The organism is Pseudomonas sp. Pseusp16, assembly GCF_047324915.1.
Lineage (GTDB): Bacteria > Pseudomonadota > Gammaproteobacteria > Pseudomonadales > Pseudomonadaceae > Aquipseudomonas > Aquipseudomonas fluorescens_CD.
In genome coordinates this window covers 2,076,810-2,091,558 of the sequence record NZ_CP168522.1, presented here as the reverse complement: position 1 = coordinate 2,091,558, position 14,749 = coordinate 2,076,810, and the positions used below count along the sequence as shown (strand labels likewise).

Here is a 14,749-nt window from a genome sequence, read left to right as displayed (position 1 = left end):
TGGAGGGGAACACCGTCCAACAGGCTCGTGAAAACGTGATCACCTCTCTTCAGGCGTCATCACAATTTGCCCTTGTGCCACGGAGTCGTTACTGATATGAACAAAAAAAGAAGCTAAAGCCAAAATAAAAGACCTGCTCTCGTCCGGAGTCCCCAGATCGGAAGTATTCACTCAGCTTTCAGGCCAAGGGATCAAGGACAGTCTGCTTGCTCGCTTGATAGCTTCAACTGCCGACCCCTACCTCTGCGATATACATGACCGCAAGGTTAATGCCGCTATTACACTAATGTTTATCCAGGCTGCACTCGCTCTTCTAATCGGCTTTGGTATAGGTTCAGCTATTGGGCCTAACGCCAGATGGACAATTGGCTGTTTGAGCGCACTTGTTCCGCTCTTGTTCGCCTGGGGGTTCTACAATCATCTGGCAGGTGCTTACAATGCATACATTGTTCTATCAATGGGCTCGGCAGCGAGGCAAGTGGGAGGGTTGATTTCAGGCTCCATCTCAATGTTTATCGGCTCGGTTATAGGCATCGGAATGTTTGCTTTCGTATGTTACGTTCGCCAGAAGATATTTCCGGATTTGGTTTTTTTCACACCAAGAAAAATCAAGGGGCGATACGTGTTTTCCAACTAAAAAAACGGCTAAAGCCGTTCGGTTATCCCTGGCATTCAGCCGGCCCGATGCGCGCGGCTATCGGTCCAACAGAGGTGCCAGCAGTGCACACATGCCGCGCCAGTGCGAACCCTCCCAGTAAACCCGTTGGCAGGCGTCGCAGCGCAGGAAGTGTGAATAGAGAGTGCCAATGCGTGGTGGTACCTGCAGCCGGGCCAGTTCCGGGCTGATCTCGTGCAGCGGCAGATTGCAATGGAGGCACAGGCTGAATGGCCGCGCGCTACGCGCCAGATCGAGGCGCTCGTACAATTCGCGCAGTTGCAGTGAAGGTTTCAGGGCATGCACGTAACAGCCGTGGCTGATGATCCGCCGCTTGAGCAGTTCGCGGTCGCGGGTTAGCACGATGCGTCCTTGCTGCGCAGCGATCTCGGCGATTTCGCTATCCTCGAAGCCATTGTCGTAGAGGGTGTCGAAGCCGCTCATGCGCAGCAGGCTGGCCAGCCCGCCAAGGTGCGCATCAGCGACGAAGCGCAGCACCCGTAAAGGTTGTGCGCGAACCTTGAGCAGCGGGCTGATGTCCAGCGCTTCGAACTTGGGATACACCGCCAGCCGGTCACTGTCGAAGATCGCCCGCTCGAGGCCCACCGACTCGCCGTTGAGCAGCACCAGTTCGACCTCCGTGTGCGGTACTCCGAGCGCCTCGATCATGTGCTTGACCGTCGCCCCTTGCGCGCATTCGCAGGTGAAGGACTGCCGCCGTCGCTCGGCCGGCAGGAAATCGTTGAGCTCCTCGTAGAAGCGAAAAGTTGCACTGGTCATGCTGAACAGTATGGCAGGGCTGCAGGATAAGCGAGTCTGGTCCTGACATCTTGTCCGGCAGGCCCAAAACTACGAAACGCCCGCTGAAAGATTAAGCCGATCTTTCAACGGGGGGGGCAGATTATTTTTTCTTGATCAGTTTGCTCATGTAGTACTTTAGGCTTAAACGATCTTTGGGCCTTGGTTTATAGTGGGTTTTGTTTCTTTGTGTGGGGTCGATCGCCATGGTTGCAGCGGTGTAGTAATAAAGCGCTATGGACTTGCGGGTGATGTGCTCTGGAGTCGTTAAAGGCTCTGGGTGCCCGTGATTACTGTCTTTGTCTGTGTTGAAAATGACACAGCGATTGTAGATTGGCAGGACTTTTTTAAGGCAGGTCTTCATCTCGACATCCCAGAGCTCCAGGTTGCCGCCGTATTCCTCTCGCCAGTCTTCGCTCAGGTAAATGATGACATTCAGTCTGCGCTCGACATTAAGCTTCTTGTTGAGCCTGAAGTCCGAATGCACACCCAGGAAACCACCGCTTTTCGTTTCATGCAGGCCGCCGCCGGTAAAGTAGGGGTCGGGTATCAAGCCTTCGATGCCTGTGAGCTTTTCAAGAAACTGCAACATGGGAGCCGAATTGAACGCGTTGAAGATAGTCTTCAGATAGGGGGTGCATTCGTTGGGACTGATTTGACGTTTTCGTTGACCTTTATAGCCGCGCTCATAGAGCATTTCGTTGTTGGTTGGCTCGATTGGGAAGTGCGAGCAGATGCTCGCAATCAGGTCTTCGTGCAAGAAGTTATCGATGACGATGTGCGGAAATGGCGTAGCCTGAACATAGCGACTGGTCAATGAGCCACCAAAGGCGCTAGCAGCGTGTTGGTCGAAATCAAGCTCCGGGGACAGGGTCATAGGTAGTGCTTGAGTGATGGGTGCCATTACCGCTCCAATAACTTGATATAAAGACTTGTGGGTGACATCAAACAGAATTGAATGCACTGCTCGTTGCGTCAATTCGTAGCTTAACTTTTTCTGTCATCCTTGTTCAGGCGCTTAAGGATGTTGTTGTACATTTTGGTTCGTCTGTGAGTCTTTCCATAACCGCCAGCCGCTGCGACAGTGCCGGCCTGAATATGATCCAGATAGCTGAAGATTTTACGCGGCGATAACATTTCAACGGCATAGCCAAGCTCGGTCATGCGGTCCTGGAGAGTATAGCCTGGCACGCGATCATCCATTGAAAAGTGCATGTTGTGCTGCTTGACAAGTTTGCAGTTCCACAACGTGCAGAAACTTTTCAAGTAGGCTTCTTTGTACGGTTTTGGTTCTCTGGAACGCAATCCCATAGAGATTTTCAGGCGTCTGTAGTGGTGTTTGAATAGTCGTGAGCTAAAGCGCCAAAGCGTTCTCGTGGTGCCACGGTTTATTTGCTCGACACAACCGACGGCTACGACTTTTGGGTTTTTTGTGCATTTATTGAGCATCATCGGAAAAACATTTTTATCGAAAACAAATGTATCAGTGTGCATCAGGAATAAATAATCAGTTTCAACTCGCTCTAAAACCAGGTCAAGTGCCTTGCCATGCGCGATATGGCCAGCTTCCGGTTTGGAAACAGAGCGCTCGATTAAATTGATCCAGTCAAGCGTTCGTAAATACTCAGTGCTTTCATCGGCGGAATAGTTGTCGACTACCCAGACTGGCACGCCGTTACTGCCAAAATGCTGGTGCAATAAGTCCAGGCATATCTTGGTGATTTCTGGTGTTTTGTAATTTACTATAACTATGCTGAAAGTTTTAGGGTTTTCGGCCGAAAAATCAGGGTTGCTCATTGTTTAGGTGCTCAATATTATTGTATTTAATTGCAGTAATAATTTAACCTGCATGCAGCTTTTACTTGTCTTTTTGCACAAAATTTTGCGTGGATATAGAACATAATTTGTTAAGTCATTTTGTCTTGCATAATAACAATGGCTTGCTCAGGCCTGATGGAGAACCGTAGATGCGGACTTCATCGTATAAGGATCTGCTCTATAGGTAAACATCCGTGACTTGATTCGTTATATCCGGAGGCGTCAGGCGAGCGTCTTGGGGGGCGGCGACATAGACTGATCCACGCTGCTCGACCCGGTTCGAAAGCTCCATGATGGCGGCTTCGAGGGCGAGTTGATTTTCGTTGATCCTGAACAGTAGGGAAGGGCGCAGATCTGAGTTTGGCATCGCCAATCCTCGGTTATGAGGTCTGCGTAGTACCAGGTTCCAAGAAGGGTTTTTCACGATTGACGGAGCGCGGGGAGGGGGTAACCGGGCCTGGTTCTGGAGCGCCTTTCGTGTGGCAAGCTTTTTGCCAAACCCCGGAAACGACAAAGCGCTGAAAAATCAGGGCTTTGTCGTATAAAGATGGCGGAGGCGATGGGATTCGAACTCATGGACCTGTTACAGTCGACGGTTTCAAGTTCGAGATGCAAGCGTCCGAAATTCGTGGCCTGTAGCTTGATTTCGTTCTAATACGAGCATTTTTTGGCCCCGCTGCAGGCCGCATTCTACAAGGGGTGGCACTAACGCTTTGTAACACTTTTTTGGCTACTTTGAGGGCTTGGCAATGGTGCCTACACGACGGTTAGCCGATTGCTGCCTGTCGCGACAGGCAGAGAGCGACCGAATATAGATAGTCCGTCCCACCAAAGTAAGGTTGCAGCATGAGGCCTGACCTTTCGTTCAAGCGGGCCGGAGTCAACCGAACTGAATCTTGCATCCATTGATACGGGGCGGCGGTCACTGGTGAGGGGGTAACCCATGAGTAACCCCAACCCGAAACGCCAAGGGCCTGCGATCATGCAGGCCCAGTACACCGCGATGGGTAACCGCTGTGGTAACCCAACAGCGGCATTCTGCTTGGGGCCAGTATCTACGCGGCCTGCAGGCATTCAGTGTGCGACCTGTCAAGCGGCACTCGCCTCATTGGCAGGATTCAAATAGCAGGCCATCTCCCGTTCGACAACGTCGATCTCATTTAGCCCCCAGTTTGTCAGGGGCGCGGAAGGTTTGCCGGTCGACGCAAAACTCGCCGCCAGCAGACGGGTCATCAGCGTCTTTGCCAAGTCCAGTTGCTTCTGAAGCTCCTGAGTCGTGCGATCAGCCTTGTCCAGGCGCTGTTGCAGGGCATCGCGCCCGGCAGTGATCTGTCCGATACTGGCCATCGTTTCATGTGGGGCGACCATCACTGCCGCTTTTTCTTCCAAAGATTTATCACTCATCAATGTGCTCGTTCGCTCAGGTTCAAGGTCAGGCGCGCGCAGGCCTTGCCTCACTGATATCGGCACGAGAGTTTATTCCTATAGTTTTCTATCGCACCTCTGCGCAAGGCGCCGACCAACGGCAGCGTAACCCATCAGCGACCCCAGCCTGGTTGCGAACAAGCATCTCAGCTGGCACTGGGTTAAGTGCTCGTATCTATAAACGTCCGTTCCTGGCCGATTCTGTCGGTCGAGATCGGCAGCCATGGGTTGATCAGGGCTGATCGCAATAAGGACTGTCTGGAGTGCTCTGTAGGTGTTGCGCCTGGCACAGAGCGACCAAGGCGGATGTTCACGGGGACAGCGCTCTGACCGCAGGCAACGGCCGTACTATAATTAGTTTCTGTCAATGTTTGCGTGGCGAGCGTTCCAAAACGAATCAGGTATCCATAGCGTTCACCTGACAGGCAGAGGGCAGCACAGCTAATGGGATGGACAGTACGTCTGATTACGCGAGAGAGGGTTCAGCCATGAAAATTCACTCCTTCCAGCATTACTCTCATGGTCTGGAAATGGCCGTTCACGATGCATGGATTACCGCCAGGGTGAAGTCGGCCCTGGCATTTTCCGATCCGACCCTTAGCCTGCATATCAATGTCAAAACCCATGCGGGCAGAGTGGGGTTAAGCGGCCGCGTCAACACTCATAGACAGTGTGAACAGGCCATTGGTCTGGCCCGTTCGGTTCATGGTGTCGCCGAAGTCGATGCCAGCGACTTGCAGACCCATGTGTTCACGCCAGGGAGTTTTCCAGAAGCGCCCAACGCCGAAGAGAGCACAGAGCGCCGGCCACAATCGTCAACAAAGATGGACGACAAATGATAATGGCAACTTTGCAGGCGCCGCGCTCCCAGTCGGAAACCGAGGGCGGACGGAAGTTGATTTCCCGGGGCCTGATGAAGTCCACTCAGTTCGCAATCCCTAAGGGGGCAGGTCTGAGTCTGGCATCGAGAATCCTCGGTTATGAGGTCAGCGTAGCACTGCGTTTCATGAAGGATTTTTAACCGTTGGCAGGACGCCGGGGGAGAGGGAAAGTCAGGAAAGTTTTGTAGCGGTTACCAAATAGCTTTGTAACGCCCTCCAGAGGCTGCACGGATTCACAGACTCCAGAAACGACAAAGCCCTGAATAATCAGGGCTTTGTCGTATAAAGATGGCGGAGGCGATGGGATTCGAACTCATGGACCTGTTACAGTCGACGGTTTTCAAGACCGTTGCCTTAAACCACTCGGCCACACCTCCGTTTGCGTTGCGGGCGCCATAATACCTGAATGAAACACACTGTCAAACTCTCTGCATGGCTTGTTACAGAGCGTCTGTTATGATCTTTGCGACTGAACGTTTCAAACCAACAGGAGTGTCGCCATGCGCGAACAGGATTACGCAGTTAATAACAGCGTGCAGGCTGAGCAGCTAGAGGTTAGCCGCGTCCTGCGCAATACATACGGCTTGCTCGCCCTGACCCTCGCATTCAGCGGTGTGACGGCCTACGTTGCCCAGCAGATGCGTGTTGGCTACCCGAATATTTTCGTGGTGCTGATCGGCTTCTACGGTCTTTTCTTCCTCACCAACAAACTCCGTGATTCGGCGTGGGGCCTGGTGTCGGCATTTGCCCTGACCGGTTTCATGGGTTTCCTGCTTGGCCCGATCCTCAACCGTTACCTGGGCATGCAGGGCGGCGCTGAAGTGGTCAGCTCGGCGTTCGCGATGACGGCGCTGGTGTTTGGCGGCCTGTCGGCGTATGTGCTGATTACCCGCAAGGACATGAGCTTCCTCGGCGGTTTCATCACGGCAGGCTTCTTCGTGCTGCTGGGTGCAACGCTGGCGGGCATGTTCTTCCAGATCAGCGGTCTGCAACTGGCGATCAGCGCAGGTTTCGTGCTGTTCTCCTCGGTCTGCATCCTGTTCCAGACCAGCGCCATCATTCATGGCGGCGAGCGTAACTACATCATGGCTACCATCAGCCTGTATGTATCGATCTACAACCTGTTCGTCAGCCTGTTGCAGCTGTTCGGCATCATGGGGCGCGATGATTGATCGTCGGCCTTGAAGTAAAAAACCCGCTCAGGCGGGTTTTTTTATATTCGCAATTCAGGGCTATTCGACAATGACGATGCTGCCGTCGGCTTGCTGGCGGTAGATGGTGTAGGGCAGCAACAAGGTATCGAGTGCGCCGGAGATGACCACATCGATCAGCACAATAGCGGGGGCAGGGCCATGTACCTGCGCATCCCGGCCCTCTTCGAGGGGGGCATTCAGGAAGCAAAAATCGTAGGTCACGCCACTGTAGATGCGCGGTACCGCACCGCAGTAACTTTTTTGCTTCTTGAGGCTTTTTGCGGCCGCTTCGTCACTGCGCACAACTGTCTGAATCGTGCCGCAACCCGCAAGCATCAATGCCGCGAGTAGCATTACTGTGGTTTTCATACCGTCAATCCTTCGCCGGAAACCGTCAATCTACTTCAGTCTGAAACAAATATCACTCACGCCATGGGCGGCAACCGGCGCTTGACCGGAGTTTTCTTGACGATTGCCGTATTGGTTTCAGCGAGGGTGTTGAGGCGGTCGAGCAGGGTGTCCAGTTGTTCCATCGAGCGCACATGCAGGCGCGCAATGAAACAGTCGTCGCCGGTGACCTTGTCGCACTCGGTGAATTCGGGAATGGCCATGATTTGCCGTTCCACTTCCTGCAATTGCCCCGGCAACGGGCGAACGCGCACGATGGCCTGGAGTTGATAGCCAAAGCATTTCGGGTCGATTTCAACGGTGTAGCCCTTGAGTACTCCACGCTCTTCCAGGCGGCGCAGACGCTCGGCAACGCTGGGGGAGGACAGGCCACTGATTTGCGCCAGGGCCTTGAGCGAACGTCGCGAGTCTTCCATCAGAGCCGTGATCAGCACCTGGTCGATGTCATCGGTCATGGCAAAATCCTCTGTTAGGCACTTTTTCAAAACGGCCTTGATAAAAAAGGTCGATCTCGAGTTTAGCCTGCTTTTTGCTATGGAGTAGCGCCTGAGTGCATTGGCATACTTTGCCCACAAACACAGGAGTCTGATGATGGACAAAACCCTACGCCGCGGTTCGTTCGAAATGACGGCCGCCATGCTGATCTCCGGCACCATCGGTTGGTTCGTGCTGGTGTCCGGGCAACCGGTGCTGGATGTGGTGTTCTGGCGTTGCCTGTTCGGTGCCGGCACCTTGCTGCTGATTTGTGCCGCCTTCGGCTTTTTGCGCCCCGGTATTTTGACCCGCACCACCTTCTTGCTGGCGGTGCTCAGCGGTGTGGCGATTGTCGGCAACTGGGTGCTGTTGTTCGCCTCCTATTCCCGGGCGTCGATTGCCATCGGCACTGCCGTCTATAACGTCCAGCCGTTCATGCTGGTAGGGCTGGCGGCGCTGTTTCTCAATGAAAAGATCACCGCGCAGAAACTGGCTTGGCTGGGCGTGTCGTTTCTCGGAATGCTGGCGATTGTCAGCGCCCATGGCAGCCAGGGCGAGAGTGGCAACGATTACCTGACGGGTATTGCCCTGGCGTTGGGTGCGGCATTTCTCTACGCGATTGCCGCGCTGATCATCAAGCGCCTGACCGGCACTCCACCGCATTTGATTGCGCTGATCCAGGTCAGTACTGGTGTGTTGTTGCTCGCGCCATTCGCGCATTTTTCGGCATTGCCGCAGGCGCCGAGCGCGTGGGCCAGCCTGATGACGCTGGGCATGGTGCATACCGGCGTGATGTACGTGTTGCTGTACGGCGCCATTCAAAAGCTGCCGACGGCGTTGACGGGGGCGCTGTCCTTCATCTACCCGATCGCGGCGATTTTCGTCGACTGGTTTGCCTTCGGTCACCGCCTGGAGCCGCTGCAGTGGATCGGTGTCGCCGCGATCCTGCTGGCCGCGGCCGGCATGCAACAGGGCTGGTCGCTGAAGTTTCGGCGCACAGTGACGCCGTAACCCGCTACGTCGGCGTCAGATGTTCCAGCGCGGCGCGCTCCCGGCCAGTCGCTGGCGCATCTCGCCGACGTTGGCGGCCAGTTGTCGGGTCAGCAAGCTATACCCGTCCAGACTGTTGTAGATCGGCGCATCAAGGCTGACCAGCGGCAAGTCCATGGGCCGATTGAGCCGCTGGGCGGCACCTGATTTCAACGCCCGGGCCATGCCGATCAATTGCACGCGAATCTGTCGGTGCTCAGCTTTCAATGCCGTTTGCAGGAGCGTCATCGCCTCGGGGTCATTGGCATCCGGTCGGGTGTTGCCGAGGATTTCCAGGGTGCTGACGCACATGCGCAGGTTGCGCTGGATGGCATCCAGTTCGGTCATGGAAATCTTCACTTCCTTGGACACCGACGGCATCAGTGAGCGAAGTTGCACCATCACCGCGTTCAGGCGAGTCATGAGTTTGAGGTGTTCGTCGGCGGTGATGGCCTGGCCGTCAATGATGCGCCCGTAGGTTTTCGCGCAATCACGCAGCGCATCGGCCAGGTTGTAGCGCCAGGAATAAACCGCGTACAGCGGCAGGGCGAAGGAAAACGCCAGGGCCAGGGCAATGCCGATCAGGATATCCACTCCGCGCCACAAGCCATCGGTGACCGGGTTGTCGCCGTGCCCCGCGACGATGAACACGGTAATCGCCGACAGCAGCGCGGTGTAACCACCCTTGCCGATGGCGTGATACGAGAAAAAACCGCAGACCACCGACATCGCGAAATAGGTCAGCCAGGGCATCCCGAGCCAGGCCTGTTGTGCCACCAGCGCCAGGCCGACGCCGGCGCCGATCAAGGTGCCGATGGCACGCTCGGCGGCTTTCTTGCCGATGTTGCCGTGGTGCTGCAAGCCGCCGATCACCACCAGCATCGTCACCGACGCCCACTCACCGTGGGGCAGATGGATGCCGGTGGTCAGCAGGATCGTCGCCAGCAACCCGAGCGACACCCGCACCGCATGGATCACCCGGGCATGGCGATAGCGCCGGTACGGGTCCAGCAACGGCCGCAGCAATCGGCGCAGCAGCGGTGGCAATCGTTGGGCTCTGGATGTACTCAGGCTAGCTCTCCTCAGAAGATGTAGTCGGTGGTCAGGAAGCTCGAACTGCGGCCGCTGATGATCTCGCTGATCAGGTCCTTGTTGGTCTCCTGGAACTTGGTGGCCACCAGGGTGCGGATTGAAAACACCCGCAGTGCGTCATGGACCGACAAGGTGCCTTCGGCGGAGTTCTTGCGACCATTGAAGGGGTAGGTGTCCGGGCCGCGCTGGCATTGGGCATTGAGGTTGATGCGCCCGACCTGATTGGCAAAGGTATCCACCAGCCGGCCAACCGCCACCGGGTTGGTGCCGAAGATGCTCAATTGCTGGCCGAAGTCCGACTCCAGCACGTAATCGATCACGGTATCCAGATGACGGTACGGCACGATGGGGATGACCGGGCCGAACTGTTCTTCCTGATAAACGCGCATCTGCGGCGTGACCGGGTATAGCACCGCCGGGTAGAAGAACGACGCACGCGCCTCACCGCCGTTGGGGTTGACCACCTTGGCGCCTTTGCTTTCGGCGTCCGCCACCAGTGCATGCAAATAGTCGACCTTTCCCGATTCCGGCAGTGGCGTCAGGGATACGCCGCTTTCCCAGGGCATGCCGGGTTTGAGGTTGGCAAGTCTGGCATTGAATTTGTCGATGAAGGACTCGACCACGTCTTCGTGGACAAAAAGGATTTTGAGCGCTGTGCAGCGCTGGCCATTGAATGACAGCGAGCCCGTCACCGCTTCACTGACCGCATTGTCCAGATCCACTTCCGGCAGGATGATGCCCGGGTTTTTCGCATCCAGGCCCAGCGCTGCGCGCAAGCGGTGTGGTTTCGGATGGAGTTTTTTCAGGTCGCTGGCGGCCTTGTTGGTGCCAATGAAGGCAAAGATGTCGATCTTGCCGCTGGCCATCAGCGCGCTGACCGTCTCGCGGCCGCTGCCATAGATGACGTTGATCACCCCGGCCGGGAAGCTGTCGCGGAAGGCTTCCAGCAACGGGCGAATCAACAGCACGCCCAGTTTGGCCGGTTTGAACACCACGGTATTGCCCATGATCAGCGCCGGGATCAGCGTGGTGAAGGTTTCGTTCAACGGATAGTTGTAAGGACCCATGCACAGGGCGACGCCCAGCGGCACACGACGGATCTGGCCGAGGGTGTCCTGCTCCAGTTCGAAACGGCTGGAGCGGCGGTCGAGTTCTTTCAGCGCGTTGATGGTGTCGACGATGTAGTCGCAGGTTCGGTCGAATTCCTTTTCCGAATCCTTGAGATTCTTGCCGATTTCCCACATCAGCAACTTGACCACGGCGTCGCGCTGCTCGCGCATGCGCCCCAGGAAGGTTTCGACGTGCTGGATGCGCTCGGCCACGCGCATGGTCGGCCACAGTCCCTGGCCACGGTCGTAGGCGCGCACGGCAGCGTCGAGGGCGGTCAATGCGGTCTCGGCATCGAGCAACGGCGTGCTGCCCAGGATCACTTGCTCGTCGCCATTGGCGCCGGCCAGATACACCGGGCTGCGAACCTGGGCCAGTGGCCCGTTCCAGGTTTTCAGCACGCCATCGACCAGGTACTCACGCTGCTCGGTCTGGCCATCAAGGCGGTACTTTTCCGGGATGTCAGCGGGGCTTGGGAACAGGTTCTCGAGAATCTTGGCTGTGGTCATGTCGCTACCCCTCTGGATTGGATAATGCACTGATGAATCGTTTTAGCAGACCTCAGCGATGCTTGTCATGACTCATCTCAGCGTTTTGTCGCATAGCGTGATGGATGGCGGATTTATCGACGCCTTCCGTCATGGCCTCAGAAGCTCCCCTTGTTGGCCCCCAATGCCCTCAACCCGCCCATGCGGGGTGCCTTAGTGTTGACCTCTGCTTGATCACAACAAAAAAGTGCACCCGGCAGACCGGGCACCCAATGAGAGGACAGCCATGCAGGCAAGCCGGTTAACTGAAAAGCCTAGTCTTTGTTTGGCCTTGGCGGGGTGCGTCTTTGCTGCGTTGCTTGCGGGGTGCGGCGAAGAGCCGAAAAACCCGCCGAGCCGCAGTGAAGCAGGCGCCGCGAAGCCCGCCGACGCCGAGTTGGCGCAGGTTTACGACAACAGCTGCAAGCTTTGCCATGCCAACCCGGCGGCCGGGGCGCCGCTGACCGGCGACATAAAGGCCTGGGAGCCACGGGTGCAGCAGGGCGCCGACACACTGCTCGATCACGCGATCAACGGTTACAACGGCATGCCGCCGATGGGCATGTGCATGCAGTGTTCGCAAGAGCAGTTCCTGGCGCTGATTGCCTTTATGTCCGGCCAGCCAATCCAATAACAAGAAAGCAGGGTGCGATTCATGACGATGGACATGACACGGCGTCAGCTGTTGCAACGGGCGAGCGTCATTGGCGCCTTTACCGCGCTCGGCTCGACACCGGCATTGGCCGAACTGCTGCGCGCGCCACGGTTGATTCCCTGGCGCAACTGGTCGGGCGGCCAGAGTTGCCTGCCGGCAGCAAGGCTGGCGCCAAAGAACCTGGATGAGTTGACGCAAGTGGTGCGCCAGGCACCCGGCAAGATTCGTCCGGTGGGCTCGGCACACTCCTTCAGCGCGCTGGTGCCCACTGACGGGACTTTGCTGTCGCTGAGCTATTTCTCGGGTTTGCTCGATCATGATGCGAAAACCCTGCAAGCCGAGTTCGCCGCCGGTACGCCAATGTCACGCATGGGCACACCGCTCAAAGACATTGGCCAGGCCCTGCAAAACATGGCTGACATCGATTACCAGACCCTTGCCGGTGCGATCTCGACCTCGACCCACGGTACCGGCAAGAACTTTCAATCGTATTCGGCGCATGTCTGCGGCTTGCAATTGGTGGCCGCCAACGGCGACGTGCTGGAGTGTGACGCCAATCGTCACCCTGAAGTGTTCAGCGCCGCCCGGGTGTCGCTGGGGGTGTTGGGCGTGGTAACCAGGGTGCGCCTGCAAAACCGCCCGGCGTATCGCTTGCGGGAGCGGCAGTGGATCGCCAGGACTGAAGAGTTGCTGGAAGACCTGGACAAGAACACCCGGGAAAACCAGCACTGGGAAATGCTCGTGGTGACCCATTCCGACTACGCCTTGTCGATCGCCCTGAACGAAACCAGCGACCCGGCTACACCACCGGTCCCGGCAGATGAGGAGGGCGGCAACGAGTTCGTCACGCTGATCGAGAAAATCGACAAGTACGGCAGTGATTTCCCGGACCTGCGCCGCACGATGCTCAACAGCCTGCGCCACCTCGCCAGTTTCGATGATCGGGTGGGCGACTCGTTCGATATCTACGCCAACGTGCGCACGGTGCGTTTCAACGAAATGGAATATTCCGTGCCGGCCGAATACGGTCCAGCGTGTTTGCGCGAGATCCTTAAACTGATCCAGGACAAAGACCTGCGCACCTGGTTTCCGATTGAATACCGTTACGTCAAGGCCGACGACATTCCCCTGAGCATGTTCGAAGGCCGCGACAGCTGTTCGATCTCGGTCCACCAGCATTACCAGATGGATCATCACAACTTCTTCGCCGCCGTCGAGCCGATTTTCTGGAAGTACAACGGCCGGCCGCACTGGGGCAAGTTGCATACATTGAACGCGAAAAACCTGCAGCCGCTGTACCCGCGCTGGCAGGAATTCATCCAGGTACGGCAGGAACTCGACCCCAGTGGCAAATTCCTCAATGCGCATTTGTCATCGATTCTGGGGGTGAACTGATGGCCGTCAATCGCCGCAATTTCTTGCTTGGCAGCGCAGGCGTCGGCGCCTTGTTGGTGGGGCTCGGGGCATGGCTGCGGCCGGGGGACCGAGGTGCGCCGTACAGCGATTACTTCCGTACGCTGAACCGCGAACTCAAGGATCACGGCCCGATGCGACCGGTGATGCTGATCGACCTTGATCGGCTGGATCACAACATCGATGTGGTGATGCAATCGGTCAAGCGCGGCGGCAAGCACCTGCGGCTGGTGGAAAAATCGCTGCCGGCACCGGGGCTATTGGCCTACATCGCCCGGCGCGCCGGCACGCCACGCCTGATGTCCTTTCACCAACCCTTTCTCAATCATGACGCGGTGCAGTTTCCCGAGGCCGACATTCTGTTGGGCAAGCCGCTGCCGGTGCGTTCGGCCGAGTTGTTTTATCGTTCGCACAAGGGAGCTTTCGACCCTTCGAAGCAATTGCAATGGCTGCTCGATACGCCGCAACGCTTGCAGCAATACCTCGCCCTGGCTCAGGGGCTGGGCACGCGATTGCGGGTGAACATCGAACTGGATGTCGGACTGCATCGCGGTGGCGTCAGCGACCTTGGCGTACTCGGGCAGATGCTGACGCTGATCAGCCAGCATCCACAGCACCTGGAGTTCGCCGGGTTCATGGGCTACGACCCGTTCGTGGGCATGGGTGTACCGGGGATTCTGGGTTCGCCCGAGGAGTTGTTCGCCAAGGTGATGGTGATCTACAGCCGCTGCGTCGATTTCACGCGTCAGCAATACCCCGCTTTGTGGCATGGCGGGCTGACCCTCAATACGGCTGGCAGCCCGAGCTATCGCATGCATGAGCGCGAACAGCTCAGCAGCGAAGTGTCGGTGGGGACGGCGATGCTCAAGCCCGTTCACTATGATTTGCCGTCACTGGTGGAACATGTGCCAGCCGCCTACATCGCCACGCCGGTGTTAAAGAGCACCGGGGCGGTGAATATTCCGGCGCTGGATGACAAGTCCGGGTTATTTTTCTGGTGGGACACCAATCAGCGCCAGACGTTTTTTATCTATGGCGGTCACTGGATGGCGGAGTTCGAATCGCCGCCGGGGTTGCAGAGCAATGCTGTGTATGGCCGTAGCTCGAACCAGGAAATGGTCAATGGTTCGGCGGCGGTGGGGCTGACGGTTGAGGACCAGGTGTTTTTGCGGCCGACCCAGACGGAGTCGGTGTTGTTGCAGTTCGGGGATTTGCTGGCGGTTCGGGGTGGGAAGATTGTGGATAGCTGGCCGGTGTATTCCTGAAGGATTTTC

At 56.8% G+C, this 14,749-nt stretch carries 15 protein-coding genes and 1 tRNA gene; 6 read left to right on the top strand and 10 right to left on the bottom strand.

Annotation, left to right across the window (positions count from 1 at the left end):
* Positions 1 to 694: 694 nt before the first annotated feature.
* From ACEN8Q_RS09275 to ACEN8Q_RS09255, 5 genes are all read right to left on the bottom strand, one after another.
* Positions 695 to 1,435 carry a Mut7-C RNAse domain-containing protein gene (locus ACEN8Q_RS09275; RefSeq protein WP_413428320.1) on the bottom strand — a complete coding sequence of 247 codons (741 nt, stop codon included), beginning with the start codon at positions 1,433 to 1,435 and terminating at the stop codon, positions 695 to 697.
* Positions 1,436 to 1,556: 121 nt separating this feature from the next.
* Positions 1,557 to 2,357 (bottom strand): 2OG-Fe(II) oxygenase, encoded by an 801-nt coding sequence (locus ACEN8Q_RS09270; RefSeq protein WP_413428321.1) that lies wholly within the window; start codon positions 2,355 to 2,357, stop codon positions 1,557 to 1,559.
* A gap of 83 nt (positions 2,358 to 2,440) precedes the next feature.
* On the bottom strand, positions 2,441 to 3,250 hold the full coding sequence (locus ACEN8Q_RS09265; protein ID WP_413705033.1) for a glycosyltransferase: 810 nt from the start codon (positions 3,248 to 3,250) through the stop codon (positions 2,441 to 2,443).
* Between the two features lie 199 nt (positions 3,251 to 3,449).
* Positions 3,450 to 3,638 carry a hypothetical protein gene (locus ACEN8Q_RS09260; protein ID WP_413428323.1) on the bottom strand — a complete coding sequence of 63 codons (189 nt, stop codon included), beginning with the start codon at positions 3,636 to 3,638 and terminating at the stop codon, positions 3,450 to 3,452.
* Positions 3,639 to 4,360: 722 nt separating this feature from the next.
* Positions 4,361 to 4,675 carry a hypothetical protein gene (locus ACEN8Q_RS09255; protein ID WP_413428324.1) on the bottom strand — a complete coding sequence of 105 codons (315 nt, stop codon included), beginning with the start codon at positions 4,673 to 4,675 and terminating at the stop codon, positions 4,361 to 4,363.
* A gap of 509 nt (positions 4,676 to 5,184) precedes the next feature.
* Between ACEN8Q_RS09255 and ACEN8Q_RS09250 the strand changes: the two genes are divergently transcribed.
* Positions 5,185 to 5,535, top strand: a complete 351-nt coding sequence (locus tag ACEN8Q_RS09250) for a BON domain-containing protein (RefSeq protein ID WP_413705032.1) — start codon at positions 5,185 to 5,187, stop codon at positions 5,533 to 5,535.
* A gap of 331 nt (positions 5,536 to 5,866) precedes the next feature.
* Here the strand turns inward: ACEN8Q_RS09250 and ACEN8Q_RS09245 are convergent.
* Positions 5,867 to 5,954: transfer RNA gene (locus ACEN8Q_RS09245), tRNA-Ser, on the bottom strand.
* 123 nt (positions 5,955 to 6,077) lie between these two features.
* Between ACEN8Q_RS09245 and ACEN8Q_RS09240 the strand changes: the two genes are divergently transcribed.
* A complete protein-coding gene (locus tag ACEN8Q_RS09240; protein ID WP_007995889.1) occupies positions 6,078 to 6,749 on the top strand; it encodes a Bax inhibitor-1/YccA family protein in 672 nt (223 codons plus the stop codon).
* Between the two features lie 60 nt (positions 6,750 to 6,809).
* Here the strand turns inward: ACEN8Q_RS09240 and ACEN8Q_RS09235 are convergent, their stop codons facing one another.
* Together ACEN8Q_RS09235 and ACEN8Q_RS09230 are read right to left on the bottom strand one after the other, a co-directional pair.
* Positions 6,810 to 7,139 (bottom strand): YceK/YidQ family lipoprotein, encoded by a 330-nt coding sequence (locus tag ACEN8Q_RS09235; protein ID WP_413428326.1) that lies wholly within the window; start codon positions 7,137 to 7,139, stop codon positions 6,810 to 6,812.
* Between the two features lie 56 nt (positions 7,140 to 7,195).
* On the bottom strand, positions 7,196 to 7,633 hold the full coding sequence (locus tag ACEN8Q_RS09230) for an Lrp/AsnC family transcriptional regulator (protein ID WP_413428327.1): 438 nt from the start codon (positions 7,631 to 7,633) through the stop codon (positions 7,196 to 7,198).
* A 136-nt stretch (positions 7,634 to 7,769) separates the two neighbouring features.
* On the opposite strand from ACEN8Q_RS09230, the gene ACEN8Q_RS09225 reads away from it, so the two are divergent.
* Positions 7,770 to 8,663: a DMT family transporter gene (locus ACEN8Q_RS09225; protein ID WP_413428328.1), complete on the top strand. Its 894-nt coding sequence runs from the start codon at positions 7,770 to 7,772 to the stop codon at positions 8,661 to 8,663.
* Positions 8,664 to 8,678: 15 nt separating this feature from the next.
* On the opposite strand, the gene ACEN8Q_RS09220 is transcribed toward ACEN8Q_RS09225, so the two are convergent.
* Both ACEN8Q_RS09220 and ACEN8Q_RS09215 read right to left on the bottom strand, forming a co-directional pair.
* Complete coding sequence (locus ACEN8Q_RS09220) at positions 8,679 to 9,719, bottom strand: FUSC family protein (protein ID WP_413428332.1); 1,041 nt, start codon at positions 9,717 to 9,719, stop codon at positions 8,679 to 8,681.
* A 44-nt stretch (positions 9,720 to 9,763) separates the two neighbouring features.
* Entirely contained in the window at positions 9,764 to 11,389 is a 1,626-nt protein-coding gene (locus ACEN8Q_RS09215; protein WP_413428329.1) for an NADP-dependent glyceraldehyde-3-phosphate dehydrogenase, read from the bottom strand.
* Between the two features lie 265 nt (positions 11,390 to 11,654).
* Here ACEN8Q_RS09215 and ACEN8Q_RS09210 point away from each other — a divergent pair, with 265 nt between their 5' ends.
* The 3 genes from ACEN8Q_RS09210 to ACEN8Q_RS09200 all read left to right on the top strand — a co-directional run bounded on the left by ACEN8Q_RS09210 (position 11,655) and on the right by ACEN8Q_RS09200 (position 14,740).
* Positions 11,655 to 12,041 carry a c-type cytochrome gene (locus ACEN8Q_RS09210; protein WP_413428330.1) on the top strand — a complete coding sequence of 129 codons (387 nt, stop codon included), beginning with the start codon at positions 11,655 to 11,657 and terminating at the stop codon, positions 12,039 to 12,041.
* 21 nt (positions 12,042 to 12,062) lie between these two features.
* Positions 12,063 to 13,457, top strand: coding sequence for a D-arabinono-1,4-lactone oxidase (locus tag ACEN8Q_RS09205; RefSeq protein ID WP_413705031.1), 1,395 nt, complete (start codon positions 12,063 to 12,065; stop codon positions 13,455 to 13,457).
* Between the two features lie 74 nt (positions 13,458 to 13,531).
* On the top strand, positions 13,532 to 14,740 hold the full coding sequence (locus ACEN8Q_RS09200) for a DSD1 family PLP-dependent enzyme (protein ID WP_413705483.1): 1,209 nt from the start codon (positions 13,532 to 13,534) through the stop codon (positions 14,738 to 14,740).
* The last annotated feature ends 9 nt before the right edge of the window (positions 14,741 to 14,749 follow it).